Source organism: Paraburkholderia susongensis, assembly GCF_900177725.1.
GTDB classification, from domain to species: Bacteria; Pseudomonadota; Gammaproteobacteria; order Burkholderiales; family Burkholderiaceae; genus Paraburkholderia; species Paraburkholderia susongensis.
The window spans coordinates 696,029-712,121 of the sequence record NZ_FXAT01000002.1 but is presented as its reverse complement, the minus strand read 5'-3'; the positions used below and the strand labels follow the sequence as shown (position 1 = coordinate 712,121).

Below are 16,093 nucleotides of genomic sequence, written 5' to 3'. Positions count from 1 at the left end.
ACCCGGCGTGGCAATCTGCCCCGTGCCGTCCGTCAACTGGCGACCCCGCTCGCCCGCGCGCTTGCCTCGGCGCGGCTGCGCATCGTCTTGCGATACCACAGCGTCCACAGCGCGAGCGCACCGTAGATGCCGTAACCGATGAACGGCGACACGATGAGAAAGCGCCCGATTGGCCACGTGAGCGCCATCCATGCGCGCAGCGCGGTTTCGCCGGTCAGGCCGACGCCCCAGACGAGCGTCATCGTCCGCATGGCTGCGGCGAGGCCCGGGCGTTCGCGCCACAGCGCCTCGAAGTGCGCGGCGCCGCCTTCCATTTCACGGGCGACCGTCGCGCGAGCGAGATAGAAGATCAGCGGGCGGCGCAACGGCAGCGACAGCAGAAACGCCACGCCGACCGCGCCGGAGACGAGCGACTCGCGCAACAGCAGCATGCGCGGGCTGCCACCGAGGGCCATGGCAGCGACGGACAGCACGATGCCCACGATCACCATCATGCTCAGTGCGTCGACGCGACGGAAGCGCGCCAGCTCGATCACGCTCCAGACGAGCGGCGGCACGGCGGACGCGATCAGCGCACCGGTCTCACCGGCACGCGGCAACGCAAGCCGGTAGGCAAGCCACGGCAGCAGGAAGTTGACGGCCAGTTCGAGTACGAAACCCGGGCGGATTTTCATACGAATTTACGCTGTAAGCAAAAACGCAGTATCGATGAACTGGCCGTGCCGACGCAAATGGTTTTTCGTAACGCGGCGCGGTGCAATGCTGCGCCAGCTCCGGCTGGCACCGCGCCGCCCACCGCTCATCACCCACTGCACGCATATCGCCCCAGCGGCTTGTACACTCACAGACCTTTGTTCGATCCCGCTCATGACATCCCGCTATCCGATCCCGCCGAACGAAATCGAATTGACCGCCGTGCGTGCACAGGGCGCGGGCGGTCAGAACGTCAACAAGGTTTCGAGCGCCATTCATCTGCGCTTCGACGTGCGGGCTTCGTCGTTGCCCGAGGTGTTGAAGATGCGTCTGCTCGCGTTGTCCGATCACCGGCTCACGCGTGATGGCGTGGTGATCATCAAGGCGCAGGAGCATCGCACTCAGGAGATGAATCGCGCGGCGGCGCTGGCGCGGCTCGATGAGCTGATCGAAAGTGTCAGCGTGACGCGCAAGCCGCGGGTCGCGACCAAGCCGACACGCGCGTCGAATCGGCGCCGTCTCGACGGCAAGGCGAAACGCAGCGAGATCAAGTCCGGCCGCGGCCGGGTGCACGAGTAGCTACGGCCGGCAATCAGCCGCTCCTACCACTTTCCTCCGCGTCTGCCGGTACGCGCATCCGCGGTCGCAGCCGCCGGCACGAAATCGACGCACAGCACATGCGTGCCGTCATGCTCGAAGGCGATCGCCGCGGTGTAGCAGTCCTGACCATCCGCGAGCGAATAGTGCGGCCCCATCATGGCGACGCGCCCCGGCGTGGCGAGCGCGTGCCGGAAATACGCGCGCCGCGACCAGTTGCTGCGCGTCTCCGCATAGAGCGGCGCGAGCCGCTGCGGCGGCGGCGGCACCGACGCGGCCGTCACGGACGGCTGGGTCTGCTCGCCCTGGCCGTCGGTGAGAAACACGCGGCGCGCTTCGGGCAAATGCCAGATTCTTTGCGCCGCCTGTTCGAGGTCACCGGTTGCCTTGTAGGTGTCGGCGGCGGCAAGCACCGCTTCGGTGAATCCTTCGAAGCCGAGCCACGGGTGGCCGTCGTGCGCACGCTCGTAGTCGGCGAACTTGCTCCAGATCGACTCGACGAGCGCCGGCACGTTCGTGCAGGCCGCCTGCACAGAGCTCTTCGGCTGGCCGAACCAGAACCCCTGCACGAAATCGACGTCGGCTTGCATGAGGATCATCAGCTCCTCGTCGGTTTCGACGCCTTCGGCCAGCACGAGCGTGCCCGACTGATGGAGCATCGCGATCAGATGGCTGATCATCGACTCGTCGCCCTCGCGCTTGCCCGCCCGCGCGACGAGCGAGCGGTCGAGCTTGACGATGTCGGGACGGAAGCGCCACACGCGGTCGAAGTTCGAAAAACCGGTGCCGAAGTCGTCGATCGCGATCAGGAAGTCGCGCGGCTGCGAGGCCGCGAGCATGCTGGCGACGGCTGATTCGTCGTCGGCAGGCTGCTCGAGCACTTCGATCACGATGCGCTCCTGCGGCAGTCCGAAATGCGCGGACAGCTCGTCGATGAACGCGCGCTGCGGCCAGCCCGTTTCGAACACCTGCGGGCGCGTGTTGAGAAACAGCCACCCTGTGCTGATGCCTTGCTCCATGAAATTCGCCACATGAAGGCAGCGTGCGATGCGATCCAGCTCGCGCGCTTCGGCGGCTGAGCGTGTGCCGGAAAACAGCACGTCGGGCGAGACGGGCAGGCCAACCGGATCGAACGCGCGCAGGAGCCCCTCGTAGCCGACCACGCACCGATGCGTCACCGACAGCACCGGCTGGAACACGCTGTGCAGCGTTAGCGCGCGCCACGTCGCGGTCCAGCCGGACTCGCCGCGGACCAGATGCGGGAGCAGGCCGCTCAGAGTCAATTCGCTGACGGATGGCATAGAGGCGGGCATGAGAGCGGACATGGGAATCCTGCGGCAAGCGGGTGAAGGGGTACGCAAACCTCTTCGGCGCGCAGCGCTCGCACGCCCGAAGCGTCGACGGGGCGCAACGGATACAGCCCGGGAACGCGCAGGGCGATGCCAGCCATGCTGGACTCCGGCGAATGGGTCAAAACGAGTCTAGCAGTTTGCGGGGGACAATAATGTGCGGGTAATCACAAATGCCCGACCGCCAGATATGCCTGCAAACCGGGTACTCAGGGCCGCCCGGCAACGTGTTGCGGGGATGGCGCCGGAGTGTTCGCGCGCTTGCCTCGCGCGAAACCGATTCTCAATCGCAATCAGTTGCCGTACCAGCCGAGGGTAGCAGGGCGGTAGGCGGCCGCCCGCCAAATTCCAGGCGAGGACGGTGCTCAGACGTTATTGCAGCGATAGGTTTTTTGGCTGACGCACCTCGCTGGCCGCAGCGGCGTTGCGGCGCTGTGGCGCTGTGGCGAGGCGCGCAAAGCGCGGAGCGGAGCCTTGCCGCGTTCACCGGCAGAGTCGTCGGACGACGGGTATGCTGCTGCTTTTCGTGAAGAGGAGGGCAAGTATGTCGGAAATCACAGTAGTCGCAATTTCGGTGGCGAAGCCGGGTCACGAAGAGCAACTGCGCGCGGCGCTCGAGGGCATTGTCGGACCGACGCGCAAGGAACAGGGCGTGCTTCAGTACGACCTGCATCGCGATGTGCAGGAGCCGCGCCGATTTGTGTTCGTCGAGCGTTGGGTGAGCGAGGAAGCGCTGGCGGCGCATGCGAAATCAGCGCATATCCAGGCGTACCGGAAAGCGGTCGCGGACTGGATCGAGCACGCGGAAATTCGCGTCGCGTCGAAAATCGCCTGAACGTCCTGCGATTGGCGCCGGAAGCCGGCAGGCGCCAGGCGGCAGCTCCGGCGCATGCCGCGCTTCGGGCGGACAAGCCGCACGGCACATGGGACGAGGCGGCGCGCTGGCGAGCGGAAGATGCATCACATGGCCGCCCGCGCCGCGCCTGCGGTCAACGGCGCGGCGTCGATCGCACCGCCGGTTGTCAGTGAGTTGCTTGCGGCACGTCGAGGATCAGGATGATGGTCCAGTCCGCGTCGCCGTCATGGTGATACTGGCGCTCTGCGACGATGAACGGCTGCTGCTTGCCAGCCGGGCCGAGAAACAGCACGTCGCCTTCCATCGGCAGGCATTCGACGGGCGGCAGCGCGAGGTACGCTTCCTGACCGCCGCGCGGCATCAGTTTTTCGATTTTGCGAGATGCTGCTTCCGTCCATTCGATATCTAGCTGGATGTTGCTCATGCTGTCCTCCGCACCAGGGTGCGCACGGGTTAGGGGGCCGGCCGCCGCCGGCCGGTGCGCGACTTTAGCATACCGAAAGCGGGGCGCCGGCGGCCTCTTGCGGCAAGTGCGCGTTCGAAGCCGGGCGCTTGCGGGCACTCGGAGCGCGCTTGAAGCAATCGCATGAAAGCAGCGCGGCAGGCGGCTCGAGCGCGCCGGGTCAGCGGCATGCCGCCACGCGCTCGCGTCACGGGTTCATGCGTTTTGACTTATGCGCTTTGACTCATGCGCTTTGAGTTATGCGTTTTGTTACGCGAGGCGTTGGAAATCCGTCCTCGGAATCCATCGATAACAAAAAAAGCCGAAACCGGCGGTGCCAGCTTCGGCTTTTCACCTTCACGGCAGCGCCGCGAAGTGAGACCCCCCAACTCGCTCAGGAACTCGAAGCGTCGGGAGCCTTCTTGTGATGATGCGGTGCCATCTTGTGATGCTTGGGCATGGCTGGGGCACTTCCCATTGCTTGCTCGCGGTTTTGCAGATCTTGCGCACGCTGCTCGATATCCGCCGCCTTGGCTGGATCGGTGCTCGTCGTGATGCCGTTGTCCTGCGCATACGCCGCGCCCGCTGCGGCGCAGAGGGAAACCAGGATCGCCAGGGACACTTTCTTCATAGTTACCTCCGTAGAGTGGTGGTGGACCCGAGTATTGCCTGTCCGTTGGGAGAGACAATGCATTCTAGCGAGCAATCTCTGCTCCAGCCGATGGCTTTGTAACTGCGCTAAACATTTGTTACACCTTTTAATTATACCGTCCGTGCCCAATGGTTGTGAGGCGTTTCACGCATGCGCCGTGTTCGTCGCGCAAGCCCGAAGGCAGTCCGAAAATGGTTCGCATCGTTAAATAATGCGCGGTATCGCGGTGCCGTGCCGCTTTCGGTCAGAACCAGCCGAACGCCCGATACACGTGAAATTGCGCGATTCCGATCAGCTCGTGAAGCGCGATTTCGGCGGCCACGAGATTGTCATAGCGGGGCAGCACGCCGAGCCGCGCGTGCCGCGCGCTCGAAATCAGCGGCTGCGGCGTGATGCCAAAGCGGTGAAAGTCGAGCAGTGCGCGCGGCATCTGATAGGCGGACGTGACGAGTATCACGGTGTCGTAGCGCGAATTGCCGACAATGGCCGAGACGTTGCGCGCATTCTCGTAAGTTGTGCGGCTGGTGCTCTCGAGCACGATGTCCGTGCGCGGAATTTGCTGGCGCAGCAGATAGGGCAGATAGGTGTCGGCTTCGGTCGCGCTGTGCCGCTGCGGATTGCCGCCGCTCACGATCACCTGACAGGTCGTGGCCGTTCGCTTGCAGGCCGCGTAGCTGCGTGCGCTTACCTCGATGCGTGAGAGCACGTCGCGCGGCGGCACGAGCACGTCATCGTCGTCGTAGATAGTGCCGCCGCCGAGCAGGATGATCGCGGTGCGAGGCGCGAAGGCGGCGGGTGCGGCGCTTTGCCGGTGCGGCTGCGCGAGATCGAGCAGGGGCGCGGTCAGCCAGCCGGCCGCGAGCAGCCAGAACAATGCGATCATGCAGACGATGAGCGAGCGGCGCGCCCGCTTCCATAGCACGATTGCTGCAAAAAAAAGCGTCAATAAAGTGAATAGAATCAATTTAAATGCTGTAACGTATGTGTTTCGGGACAAATCTACGGGCTTGCCATCGCGCCGCGGCGGTTGCATCGCCGGTTCGTGGAGAGAACGCTAACATGCTGTTCAGACGGGGGTTCCGAATACTAGACCAGGCAGCACCTGGCGGAAATCCGCCGCCCGACACGCGGCGAGCTTCTGGCCAGAGGCGGGTGCCAGGCGCGTCGCCAGTGGCGCGGTGACGCGTTGGCATAGATGTGTCATGGCTGCACTTTAAGAAAGAAGTGAGATGACGACGTATTCCAACGAAGCTGTACTCGAAGCGCTGCGGCGAGCGCAATATCGTCAGGTTCCCTGGGCCAGAAGGCCGGGTGTTTTCCAGTATCTTCGCGCGCTAGGCCTGATGGACACCGTTCGGCAGCGCACCGTTGCGCCGGCGCCGGGTTTTCATGCGCCCGTCGACATCGCCGTGCTCACCGAGCGGGGCAAAGCCGAGTTCGCGCGGCTCGAGCACGACGAGCGCCTGCTCACATGGACCGCGCAGCGCATGAACGACTATGTTCTCGCTGCGGTTCAACCGCAGTCCGCCACGACGCTCGAAGTCCGGGATTAGGCCTGGCGCCTCCTCGGGCTCGGCGTCCGCCCGATTGTTCGTACAACGTCCGCATGGGTCCATCGTTTCCTCGGCGGGCGGCTACTTCTGTTGACCGGTCGCAGCGCGCGACGGGTGGTGATTCGCTGCTTCCTTCCTCGACGAACGCACGGTGCGATTGCATTCACCGTCGCGCCGTTGCATTTGTGCGAAAAAAAAGCCCGTATCGCGAAGATACGGGCGTACCGGAATTACTACTGCCACGCTGTGCTAATGGCGTTGAATCAGACTGGCTCGGCGCCCTGTGGTTCCCCGATTATTCATTTACGGTGCGATATCCGGCTCCCGGCGTCGCGCCCATCGTTCCAGAAGCCCTGACTAACGACGCCGCCCCTGATCCGCACGAGGCGCATCGGGCCGCGCCCGCACGTTGCTGGCGATATCGCCGCGCAAGTCGCCGCGCGGCGCCGGCGGCGTGAAATCGCGATTGTGCGCTTCGCTTTGCTGCCACGCCTGAAGCGTTGCCGGCCGGTCCGGCCGCCAGTTCCATCCCTGCGGACGTTGTTGAGCAAATCCTGGTGCGGCCATCAATGAAATCACAATGCCGCACACAAGCACTGACATTGGTTTCATGCCGACGCCCCCCTCAAGCCCATCGAATCAAGGCTTATATGCATACGTACTAAGGTATGCCGGGTCGCGAAAGCGCACTGTAATTAATAGTAAATGGATGTTTCACCCGAAGCCATGCGCAGCCTGAAATGTCTGGCTCCGCGCGGGACAAAGCGCTCTGTATGTCAAGCGGAACGGGTGGGGGAAACTTGCGCGCAAGGACGGACAAAGACGTGAGGCGCAAGGAGAAATACCGGAGGAAGTGCCGGCAGCGAGCCAGGCGCGTTGCCGGCGCACGCAGGCAACACGGATACGCATCCGGATAAAAAACCGGGCGCCTGCAGGCGCCCGGTAACAAGGCAGTTTCGCGTCAGGCCATCTTGACCGGTGCTCGCCACGATTCCGGATTGGTCCAGAATGCGCCGCGCAGACGATCGCGGCTCGGCGGTGCCGGCGGTTTCGCGGCAGTCGCGCCGATCCGGCCGCGCAGCGAAATCTCGCGGCCGCTGGTGCCAAGCCGCTTGACTATTTCGGCGAGCGTGCCATCGGCTTGCCACTCGTCGAAGCGCCGGCGGCAAGTCGGCGGGGACGGATAGCGCCCTGGCAGCTTGGACCAGCCTTCGCCCGTCGACAGCACCCAAAGCACGGCGTTGACCACCGCACGTGCTTCCACGCGAGGCCGGCCGCGCCGTTCGCTCCGCGCCGGCTCGGCACAGAACAAAGCCTCGACCAGCGCCCACTCGTTGTCTCTCAAATCGTCGAACAGCATCATGTTTCACCTCAGCGAAGCTAACTCCGGTGCGCTGCCCCGCGCCGCGCACTCTTCATGCACTCGATAGGCGAGTGCCAAAGGGGTCGGGCTTGCCACAGTCTGCTTATTCAGTCAGAAGCCATGGCGCCGACCCTGTGCGTATCTCAACGCACGAAGTGTGCCAATTTGATCCCGATTGCCTGAAAGCCCCGTGGCGGCGGGCCAGCGCGGGCGCCAGCTAGGGGCGTATAAGAATCCAAAAAACCCATCTCGCAAATCGGGACAATCACCAATCTTGTGCACTAAGGCCCGGCTGGCGTGCGTTCGCGTCTTTTTTGCTGCATCGCAGCGACTGCCCCGAAGCCGTGGTGCGGTGCCCATTTGGCCTTACAATGCGCATCAAATCGCGTTATTGATGAGGTAGGCAAATGAATGTGACGCTGCGTCAACTAAGGGTTTTCATCGAGGTCGCCCGTCTGCAAAGCTTCAGCCGGGCGGGCGATGAAATCGGCCTGACGCAGTCGGCGGTCAGCCGTTGCGTACGCGAACTCGAGAGCGAAATCGGTCTCAAGCTGATCGACCGGACCACGCGTGAGGTGCAGCTCACCGATGTCGGCGGCAATCTCGTGTCGAGCGTGTCGCGGCTGCTCTCCGATCTCGACGATGCGCTGCGCGAAATCCGCGAAATCGGCGAGCAGCGTCGTGGCCGCGTGGTGGTGGCGGCAAGTCCGACCATCGCGTGCCGGTTGATGCCGCGTGTGGTGGCGTCGTGTGTGCAGCAGTTTCCGTATGTCACGTTGGGTTTGCGCGACGACGTGCAGAGCGACGTGGTGCGCAAGGTGAAGTCGGGCGAGGTCGATTTCGGCGTGATCATCGGTCCTTTCTCGGACGGCGATCTGCTCAGCGAAACGCTGATGACCGATTCGTTCTGCGTCGTCTCGCGCGACGATCACCCGCTCGCCGCACGCAAGCAGGTCACGTGGCGGGATCTCGACGGCGAGCAGCTCGTGATGCTCGATTACGCGTCGGGCAGCCGGCCGATCATCGACGCCGCGATGCAGGAGCAGGGCGTGAACGCCACGGTGGTGCAGGAACTCGGGCATTCCGCGACCGTGTTCGGGCTCGTCGAGGCGGGCGTCGGGATCAGCGTGCTGCCGTGGCTCGCGCTGCCGTTGCCGGCGGGCGCGTCGCTGGTCGCGCGGGCGCTCGTGCCGCGCGCGGAGCGCCGCGTCGAACTCGTGCGGCGGCGCGATCGCTCGTTGTCGCCGGCGGCCGAGGCCGTGTGGAATCTGATCCGCCAGTTGCCGGGGCGGGCGGAGGAGTTGAACTAGGGCCGGCGAACACGCGCGAGAACGCTCGCACACGCTCGCGCGTCGATCACTCCGATGAGGAGCGGGGATTTCACGAAACAAGGCGGAAACGATGGTCTCAGGCATGTCGAACGCTCAGGCCGTCTAACCGCGGCAGCTTCACCGGGCCGGGATCAACACCCGGGCCCGCTGCCCGGTTCGCCTCTCCCCAGACAGGCGCCGCGCTAAACTAGTGTCTTCCCGGCGGCACGTTCGTTGAGCGTGCCCTTTGAGCCTCTATCTTTCACCTCCATCCGGAAGCCTCGATGAGCGAATTGGACCTGCCCGTGCCCTCCATTCCGAATGCGCGCGACGCCGTGCGCGCGCTGCGTCCTTCGCAAATCCGTGAAGTCGCCAATGCCGGTTTTGGCGTCGAGAACGTGCTGCCGTTCTGGTTCGGCGAGTCCGACCGGGTCACGCCCGCCTTTATCCGCGACGCGGCGAGCGCGGCGCTTGCCGCCGGCGCCACGTTCTATACGCATAACCTCGGTATCGCGCCGCTGCGCGCGGCGCTCGCCGGCTACGTGAGCGGGTTGCACGGCGCGACGTCGGCCGATCACATCGCGGTGACGAGCGCCGGCGTCAACGCGCTGATGCTCGCCGCGCAGCTCGTGGTCGGCGCGGGCGACCGGGTGGTCGCGGTAACGCCGCTGTGGCCCAATCTCGTCGAGATTCCGAAGATTCTGGGGGCGCATGTCGAAACCGTCTCGCTGGGTTACGGCGAACGCGGCTGGCAGCTCGACGTCGGGCAATTGCTGGCCGCGCTGACGCCCGACACCAGGATGCTGATGATCAACTCGCCGAACAATCCGACCGGCTGGGTGATGAGCCGCGACGATCAGCGCACCGTGCTCGAGCATTGCCGGCGTCATGGCATCTGGATCGTCGCGGACGAAGTCTACGAGCGGCTCTATTACGCGGACGACGCGCGCACCGCGCCGTCGTTTCTCGATCTGGCCTCGCGCGACGAACGCGTGATCTGCGTGAATTCGTTCTCGAAGGCCTGGCTGATGACGGGCTGGCGGCTTGGCTGGGTCGTAGCTCCAACCGCCTTGATGGACGATCTGGGCAAGCTGGTGGAGTACAACACGTCGTGCGCGCCGTCGTTCGTCCAGCAGGCGGGCATCGCCGCGCTCGAGCAGGGCGAGCGTTTCACACAGGAGCTGGTGCGCGACCTGAGGGCGTCGCGCGATCATCTGGTGCAGGCGTTGTCGGCGGTGCCGGGTGTCGACGTCAAGGCGCCGCTGGGGGCGATGTACCTGTTCTTCTCGATGCCGGGCGCGGCGCGCAGTCTCGAATTGTGCAAGGCGATGGTGCGCGAGGCGGGGCTCGGCGTGGCGCCGGGCAGCGCGTTCGGGCCACAGGGCGAAGGTTTCGTGCGTTGGTGCTATGCGTGCGATACGGCGCGGCTGGACGCCGGTGTCGAGCGTCTGCAGGGGTTCCTCGCGCGGCACACGGGCGCCTGATCGGGCGAGGGCGGATGCGTGGCTCGAATTCCGGCGCGGATTCAGTTTTTTTATTGCCGCCGCTTTGACGCCCGGGCGCGCCTGCCGGCGCGTGGCGAGACAATGCGCCGGGGATTCCGGCTTTACGCACCGGTCGTTTTTGCGTAATATGGCGCTCAGTCACGCGATTCCCTTCAGGAACATCGCTGCTCCGTCCGGCTGGGTTTGGTTCGATAAGTCTGTTCGCCGCCCCCCGGTGCGTGCTCCCATCAATATGACCGATCAGAATCGGGCGAGCGCGTCTTCAGTTCCACATCGTCTGTTTGATCCGGTTCTTTGACCACAGGGTCTGACCTAGCTGCATGAATACCCAAGAGGCGAAGATCGTCCTCGAGACTGCCTTGATCTGCGCGCAGGAGCCGTTAAAACTCGGCGAATTGCGCAAGCTCTTTGCCGACGGCGTGTCGGCAGACACTGTTCGGACCTTGCTCGAAGACCTGAAGCGGGATTGGTCTGGGCGCGGTGTGGAGCTGGTCGGGCTGGCGTCGGGCTGGCGGTTTCAAAGCAAGCCCGCGATGCGTTCGTATCTGGATCGCCTGCATCCGGAAAAACCGCCGAAATATTCGCGCGCGGTGCTCGAAACGCTCGCGATCATTGCCTACCGGCAACCGGTCACGCGGGGCGATATCGAAGAAATCCGCGGTGTGACGGTGAATACGCAGGTCGTCAAGCAACTCGAGGATCGTGGCTGGATCGAGGTGATCGGTCATCGCGACGTGCCGGGGCGCCCCGCGCTGTACGCGACCACGCGTCAGTTTCTCGACGACCTCGGCCTGACGGCGCTCGACGAATTGCCGCCGCTTGCTGATCCGTCGGCGCAACTGAACGCGGATCTGCTGGGCCAGCATGCGATCGAGTTCGCCGAGGGCGATGCGGCGGTCGCGCAGGAAGCGCAAGGCGTGAACGGGGAAGCGGGCGGCCCGTCGCCGGAGCCGGCGCAGTCCGTTGAAGAAGCGGAGGCGGCTCACGCGGCAGGTGAACCGGAAACGGTGCAGGCGGACCCAATCGGTCAAGCCGTGCAGACCGGGCCGTCGCCCGGAGCGGAACAGCATCCTGACGCAGCCGGGCCGGCTGACGCGATCGGCGCGCCTACCGTGACAAACGAGGCGACGAACGAAGCAACGAATGAAGCAATAAGCGAAGCGACAAGCGACGCAGCCGGCGACGCAAGCGACGCCACTGGTGATGCGCAAGAACACGCCGAAACGGCGAATGCAGCACCGCAGGCTGGCGTCGCGGGGTCTGCGCAGCATCACGATCCGCACGATCCGGTCCCCCGGGCCGATCCTGCAGCAACCGCGCACGACTCGGGCGTGTCTCGCAACACGGAGCACGCCAGCGAGCCGAACCCGATCAAGGCGGCGCACGGCGATTCCGAGGATCGCCGCGATGCCGCACAGGACGCAGGCATTCTGACCGGCGACGAAGCCGAGTCACGCAGCGCCTGACGTAACCGAACTTTTTTGCCGCGCCCGCAACGGGCGTGCGCGACCTGACATTTTGAGGTTGTTTTGACACATACCCACGACACCGATTCGTCCGAATCCGAGCGCGCCGTGCCGTCGGCGCGCGCCGACGAAGCGCGCACCACGCAAGCGTCGGCAGGCGAGGGCGAGCGCCCGGCTCAGAGCGCGGAGGCCAACGGCGAAGAGCGTCCGCGCCGCGGCCTGCGCCGCGGGCCGCGCAGCCTGATCGCGCGCCGCCGCGCCGGAGCGAAGACGAAGGCCGCCGAAGGCGCGCCCGCACAGGCCGCGCCGGTCGTCGCCGAAACGCCGCCGGACGGCGAGGTCGTCGCGCAGGCGCGCACGCCGCGCAAGGACGCGGGCGCGAAGCAGGGCGCGCGGCGCAACGCGGGTGGCGCGAAGCGCGAGGGTCAGCCGCGCGAAGGTCAGCGTCAGAATCGTCGCGGCGCCGATGCGGCTGTGGCCCCGGAATCCACCCAGGACGATCTGTTCTCGTACGTGACATCGCCGGCGTTCGACGCCGACAACAGCACGACCGGCGGCGTGCGCGCGCCGATGCTGCGGCGTGGCAAGGCTGCCGGCCCGAAGCGCGTGCTCTCCCCCGACGACGACGCGCCGAAGCTGCACAAGGTGCTCGCCGAAGCGGGCATGGGTTCGCGCCGCGACATGGAAGAGCTGATCATCGCCGGCCGCGTGTCCGTGAACGGTGAGCCCGCGCACATCGGCCAGCGCATCATGCCGACCGATCAGGTTCGCATCAACGGCAAGCCGGTCAAGCGCAAGCTCGCGAACAAGCCGCCGCGCGTGTTGCTGTACCACAAACCGACTGGCGAAATCGTCAGCCATGCTGATCCGGAAGGCCGTCCGTCGGTGTTCGACAAGCTTCCGCCGATGAAGACCGCCAAATGGGTTGCGGTCGGCCGCCTCGACTTCAACACCGAGGGTCTGCTGATGCTGACCACGTCGGGTGATCTCGCGAATCGCTTCATGCATCCGCGTTATAGCGTCGAGCGTGAGTATGCGGTACGCGTGGTCGGCGAACTGGCGGAAGGCATGCGTCAAAAGCTGTTGCACGGCGTCGAACTCGACGACGGCCCGGCGAATTTCCTGCGCATCCGCGACGGCGGTGGTGAAGGCACCAATCACTGGTACCACGTCGCGCTCGCCGAAGGGCGTAACCGCGAAGTGCGCCGCATGTTCGAAGCTGCCGGGCTGATGGTCAGCCGGCTGATCCGCACGCGCCACGGCCCGATCTCGCTGCCGAAAGGTCTGAAGCGTGGCCGCTGGGAAGAGCTTGAAGACAATCAGGTGCGTGCGCTGATGGCGTCGGTCGGCCTGAAGGCGCCGGCCGAGGAGCGCGGCGGCCGCAATGCGGCGCCGGAGCGCCGGCAACCCGATCCGATGCAGACGTCGATGGGCTTCATCAACCGCGAGCCGGTCCTGATGTCGCATAGCCGCTTCGAGCAGCAACCGCGCGGCCAGGGCCAGGGCCGCCGGGGCGGAGCGGGTGGCGGCTTCGGCGCGGGGACGGGCGCAGGCGCAGGTTTCGGTGCCGGCTATAACAACCGCGGTACCGGCGGTCAGCAGCGCGGTCGCGATGTCGACGGCAATCGTGCGCCGTCGCCCAATGGCAATCGCGCGCGCCCCGGTGGCAAGCGTGCCGCCCCCGGTAACGCCGGCAATCGTGCACCGGGCGGCAATCGTGGCGGTGGTAACGCCAATCGCGCGGGCGGCAATGCAGGCCCGGCGGGCGGCGCGAATCGTGGTGGCGGCGCGGCGCGCGGTCGCTCGCGCGGGCGTTAAGCGGCGCTCCTTGCAGCGGTGGGGCGGCCGCCTGGCTAACCCACGCGAGGCGGCTGTCCTTCGGTGATCGTCGGATGGTTGCCGCCGCGGCAATCAGCATCAGGTCGCCGCGAGGCAACAATGCCGTTCGAGGCGGCGCGGGCCACCTTGCAAAAGACCCATATTGCCGCCACATTTCCGAAAGATTCCCATGAAATCAAGCGGAAATGCACACCGCATGGCTCTCTGCAGATTGCGTTTGGGCCAAAAAATGGCTACAATCGCGGAGTCGCTGGGCGTACGGTTTTTCATGTGCGGCTCAGGTGCGACCACCGGCAATAAGATGATGGGCGTTCAGCCCATTTTTTTTTTGCCGCTCCTTCCGTGGTTCGGCATCTCGGGTTAGCACGAACGTGCGCCGGCTTGGCGCGCGGCCCGCATTGGTTGTTTGCTGAAACAGGCGGCTGGCTCGCTGCGCGAACATCTAAGAGGGCACTGTGCAACTGACGGAACTGATTGAAACCACGGTCGTGGGACTCGGCTACGAGCTCGTCGATCTCGAGCGCACTGGGCGCGGCATGTTGTGTATTTATATCGACCAGCCGGCCGGCATCGCGATCGAAGACTGCGAGAAAGTCACGCGTCAGCTCCAGCACGTTCTGACGGTCGAAAACATCGATTATGAGCGGCTTGAAGTGTCGTCGCCCGGTCTCGACCGCCCGCTGAAAAAACTGGCGGATTTTGAACGCTTCGCGGGCAGCGAAGCGGTAATCACACTGAAAAAGCCATTGGACGGACGGAAATCGTACCGGGGCATCCTGCATGCTCCGCAAGGCGAGGCGATCGGTCTGGAATTTGAAGGAAAAGAAGGTGCCGCGATGCTCGATTTCACGCTCGCGGACATGGACAAGGCGCGCCTTGTTCCGAAAGTTGACTTTAGGAGCCGCAAACAATGAGTCGCGAAGTGTTGATGCTGGTGGATGCGCTGGCACGCGAGAAGAATGTCGACAAGGACGTGGTAATTGCGGCGCTCGAAGCGGCTCTCGCTTCGGCCTCCAAGAAGCTCTTCGAAGAAGATGCGGATATTCGCGTCCACATCGACCGTGAAAGCGGCGAACACGAAACGTTTCGCCGCTGGAGGGTAGTACCGGACGAAGCCGGCTTGCAGGAGCCGGATCAGGAAATCCTGCTGTTCGAGGCACGCGAGCAGCAGCCCAACATTCAGCTCGACGAGTACATCGAAGAACCGGTGCCGTCGATCGAATTCGGCCGTATCGGCGCGCAGGCCGCCAAGCAGGTGATTCTCCAGAAGGTACGCGACGCCGAGCGCGAGCAGATCCTCAACGACTTCCTCGAGCGCGGCGAGCACATCATGACCGGCTCGGTGAAGCGCCTCGACAAGGGCAACTTCATCGTCGAATCGGGCCGCGTCGAAGCGTTGCTGCGTCGCGATCAACTGATTCCGAAGGAAAACCTGCGCGTGGGCGACCGCGTGCGCGCCTACATCGCGAAGGTCGACCGCACCGCGCGCGGCCCGCAGATCGAGCTGTCGCGCACGGCGCCGGAATTCCTCATGAAGCTGTTCGAGATGGAAGTGCCGGAAATCGAGCAGGGCCTGCTCGAAATCAAGGCGGCCGCTCGCGATCCGGGCGTGCGCGCGAAGATCGGCGTGGTCGCCTATGACAAGCGCATCGATCCGATCGGCACCTGCGTCGGCATTCGCGGCTCGCGCGTGCAGGCCGTGCGTAACGAGCTCGGTGGCGAAAACGTCGACATCGTGCTATGGTCGGAAGATCCCGCCCAGTTTGTGATCGGCGCGCTCGCGCCGGCAGCCGTGCAGTCGATCGTCGTCGATGAAGAAAAGCATTCGATGGACGTCGTCGTCGACGAGAACGAGCTGGCAGTCGCGATCGGCCGCAGCGGCCAGAACGTGCGTCTTGCCAGCGAACTCACCGGCTGGCAGATCAACATCATGACGCCGGACGAATCTGCGCAGAAGCAGAATCAGGAGCGCGGCGTCCTGCGCGACCTGTTCATGGCGCGTCTCGATGTCGACGAGGAAGTCGCCGACATCCTGATCGACGAAGGCTTCACGAGTCTCGAAGAGATCGCCTACGTGCCGCTCAACGAAATGCTCGAGATCGAGGCATTCGACGAAGACACCGTTCACGAACTGCGTAATCGCTCGCGCGATGCACTGCTGACGCTGGCGATCGCGAATGAAGAAAAGGTCGAGAATGTTGCGCTCGACCTGAAGAGCCTGGACGGCATGGACGCCGACCTGCTCGCGAAGCTGGCCGAACACAAGATCCAGACGCGCGACGAACTCGCCGAGCTGGCTGTGGATGAACTGGTCGAGATGACCGGAATGGAAGAGGATGCCGCTAAGGCGTTGATCATGAAAGCACGTGAACACTGGTTCCAGTGAGAAATGACCATGGCGCACTGAATTGAACGCGGCCGTCAGGCCGCATGACCCGATGCTAACCGCAAGGAATCGGTCCTTGCAT

General features: G+C 64.6%; 15 protein-coding genes and 1 pseudogene. 9 read left to right on the top strand and 7 right to left on the bottom strand.

Annotation, left to right across the window (positions count from 1 at the left end; all coding sequences use genetic code 11):
* Positions 1 to 32: 32 nt before the first annotated feature.
* A complete protein-coding gene (locus B9Z01_RS08340; protein ID WP_085481751.1) occupies positions 33 to 674 on the bottom strand; it encodes a VC0807 family protein in 642 nt (213 codons plus the stop codon).
* A gap of 193 nt (positions 675 to 867) precedes the next feature.
* On the opposite strand from B9Z01_RS08340, the gene arfB reads away from it, so the two are divergent.
* Complete coding sequence (gene arfB / locus B9Z01_RS08335; RefSeq protein ID WP_085481750.1) at positions 868 to 1,272, top strand: alternative ribosome rescue aminoacyl-tRNA hydrolase ArfB; 405 nt, start codon at positions 868 to 870, stop codon at positions 1,270 to 1,272.
* Between the two features lie 23 nt (positions 1,273 to 1,295).
* On the opposite strand, the gene B9Z01_RS08330 is transcribed toward arfB, so the two are convergent.
* On the bottom strand, positions 1,296 to 2,615 hold the full coding sequence (locus B9Z01_RS08330; protein WP_244195958.1) for a sensor domain-containing phosphodiesterase: 1,320 nt from the start codon (positions 2,613 to 2,615) through the stop codon (positions 1,296 to 1,298).
* Between the two features lie 568 nt (positions 2,616 to 3,183).
* Here B9Z01_RS08330 and B9Z01_RS08325 point away from each other — a divergent pair.
* The gene (locus B9Z01_RS08325) at positions 3,184 to 3,474 is read left to right on the top strand and encodes a putative quinol monooxygenase (RefSeq protein ID WP_085481748.1); all 291 of its coding nucleotides are present in this window, start codon (positions 3,184 to 3,186) and stop codon (positions 3,472 to 3,474) included.
* 187 nt (positions 3,475 to 3,661) lie between these two features.
* Here B9Z01_RS08325 and B9Z01_RS08320 read toward each other — a convergent pair whose 3' ends face one another.
* The 3 genes from B9Z01_RS08320 to B9Z01_RS08310 all read right to left on the bottom strand — a co-directional run bounded on the left by B9Z01_RS08320 (position 3,662) and on the right by B9Z01_RS08310 (position 5,553).
* Positions 3,662 to 3,919: a hypothetical protein gene (locus tag B9Z01_RS08320; RefSeq protein ID WP_008923870.1), complete on the bottom strand. Its 258-nt coding sequence runs from the start codon at positions 3,917 to 3,919 to the stop codon at positions 3,662 to 3,664.
* A gap of 412 nt (positions 3,920 to 4,331) precedes the next feature.
* Entirely contained in the window at positions 4,332 to 4,568 is a 237-nt protein-coding gene (locus tag B9Z01_RS08315; protein WP_085481747.1) for a hypothetical protein, read from the bottom strand.
* A 265-nt stretch (positions 4,569 to 4,833) separates the two neighbouring features.
* Complete coding sequence (locus B9Z01_RS08310) at positions 4,834 to 5,553, bottom strand: YdcF family protein (RefSeq protein ID WP_420814651.1); 720 nt, start codon at positions 5,551 to 5,553, stop codon at positions 4,834 to 4,836.
* Positions 5,554 to 5,818: 265 nt separating this feature from the next.
* Here B9Z01_RS08310 and B9Z01_RS08305 point away from each other — a divergent pair, with 265 nt between their 5' ends.
* Positions 5,819 to 6,142 carry a hypothetical protein gene (locus tag B9Z01_RS08305; protein ID WP_085481746.1) on the top strand — a complete coding sequence of 108 codons (324 nt, stop codon included), beginning with the start codon at positions 5,819 to 5,821 and terminating at the stop codon, positions 6,140 to 6,142.
* 357 nt (positions 6,143 to 6,499) lie between these two features.
* On the opposite strand, the gene B9Z01_RS36120 is transcribed toward B9Z01_RS08305, so the two are convergent.
* Both B9Z01_RS36120 and B9Z01_RS08295 read right to left on the bottom strand, forming a co-directional pair.
* A complete protein-coding gene (locus B9Z01_RS36120; RefSeq protein WP_085481745.1) occupies positions 6,500 to 6,754 on the bottom strand; it encodes a hypothetical protein in 255 nt (84 codons plus the stop codon).
* Positions 6,755 to 7,106: 352 nt separating this feature from the next.
* Positions 7,107 to 7,502: pseudogene (locus tag B9Z01_RS08295) on the bottom strand (transposase); the annotation flags it as partial.
* Between the two features lie 410 nt (positions 7,503 to 7,912).
* Between B9Z01_RS08295 and B9Z01_RS08290 the strand changes: the two are divergent.
* The 6 genes from B9Z01_RS08290 (at position 7,913) to nusA (ending at position 16,011) form a co-directional block, all read left to right on the top strand.
* Entirely contained in the window at positions 7,913 to 8,815 is a 903-nt protein-coding gene (locus B9Z01_RS08290; protein ID WP_085481744.1) for a LysR family transcriptional regulator, read from the top strand.
* A 284-nt stretch (positions 8,816 to 9,099) separates the two neighbouring features.
* A complete protein-coding gene (locus B9Z01_RS08285; RefSeq protein ID WP_085481743.1) occupies positions 9,100 to 10,299 on the top strand; it encodes a pyridoxal phosphate-dependent aminotransferase in 1,200 nt (399 codons plus the stop codon).
* A gap of 341 nt (positions 10,300 to 10,640) precedes the next feature.
* Positions 10,641 to 11,786 (top strand): SMC-Scp complex subunit ScpB, encoded by a 1,146-nt coding sequence (scpB, locus tag B9Z01_RS08280; protein WP_085481742.1) that lies wholly within the window; start codon positions 10,641 to 10,643, stop codon positions 11,784 to 11,786.
* Between the two features lie 63 nt (positions 11,787 to 11,849).
* Positions 11,850 to 13,604 carry a 23S rRNA pseudouridine(2605) synthase RluB gene (rluB, locus tag B9Z01_RS08275; RefSeq protein WP_085481741.1) on the top strand — a complete coding sequence of 585 codons (1,755 nt, stop codon included), beginning with the start codon at positions 11,850 to 11,852 and terminating at the stop codon, positions 13,602 to 13,604.
* A 476-nt stretch (positions 13,605 to 14,080) separates the two neighbouring features.
* Positions 14,081 to 14,539 (top strand): ribosome maturation factor RimP, encoded by a 459-nt coding sequence (gene rimP / locus B9Z01_RS08270; protein ID WP_085481740.1) that lies wholly within the window; start codon positions 14,081 to 14,083, stop codon positions 14,537 to 14,539.
* Positions 14,536 to 16,011, top strand: a complete 1,476-nt coding sequence (gene nusA / locus B9Z01_RS08265) for a transcription termination factor NusA (RefSeq protein ID WP_085481739.1) — start codon at positions 14,536 to 14,538, stop codon at positions 16,009 to 16,011. The genes rimP and nusA overlap by 4 nt, the downstream gene beginning before the upstream one ends.
* The last annotated feature ends 82 nt before the right edge of the window (positions 16,012 to 16,093 follow it).

Coding starts and splice junctions, on each gene's coding strand:
- scpB (WP_085481742.1), top strand. CDS start 10,641: ATGAATACCCAAGAGGCGAAGATCGTCCTCGAGACTGCCTTGATCTGC.
- B9Z01_RS36120 (WP_085481745.1), bottom strand. CDS start 6,754: ATGAAACCAATGTCAGTGCTTGTGTGCGGCATTGTGATTTCATTGATG.
- B9Z01_RS08320 (WP_008923870.1), bottom strand. CDS start 3,919: ATGAGCAACATCCAGCTAGATATCGAATGGACGGAAGCAGCATCTCGC.
- B9Z01_RS08305 (WP_085481746.1), top strand. CDS start 5,819: ATGACGACGTATTCCAACGAAGCTGTACTCGAAGCGCTGCGGCGAGCG.
- B9Z01_RS08290 (WP_085481744.1), top strand. CDS start 7,913: ATGAATGTGACGCTGCGTCAACTAAGGGTTTTCATCGAGGTCGCCCGT.
- B9Z01_RS08330 (WP_244195958.1), bottom strand. CDS start 2,615: ATGTCCGCTCTCATGCCCGCCTCTATGCCATCCGTCAGCGAATTGACT.
- arfB (WP_085481750.1), top strand. CDS start 868: ATGACATCCCGCTATCCGATCCCGCCGAACGAAATCGAATTGACCGCC.
- nusA (WP_085481739.1), top strand. CDS start 14,536: ATGAGTCGCGAAGTGTTGATGCTGGTGGATGCGCTGGCACGCGAGAAG.
- B9Z01_RS08315 (WP_085481747.1), bottom strand. CDS start 4,568: ATGAAGAAAGTGTCCCTGGCGATCCTGGTTTCCCTCTGCGCCGCAGCG.
- B9Z01_RS08325 (WP_085481748.1), top strand. CDS start 3,184: ATGTCGGAAATCACAGTAGTCGCAATTTCGGTGGCGAAGCCGGGTCAC.
- B9Z01_RS08340 (WP_085481751.1), bottom strand. CDS start 674: ATGAAAATCCGCCCGGGTTTCGTACTCGAACTGGCCGTCAACTTCCTG.
- B9Z01_RS08285 (WP_085481743.1), top strand. CDS start 9,100: ATGAGCGAATTGGACCTGCCCGTGCCCTCCATTCCGAATGCGCGCGAC.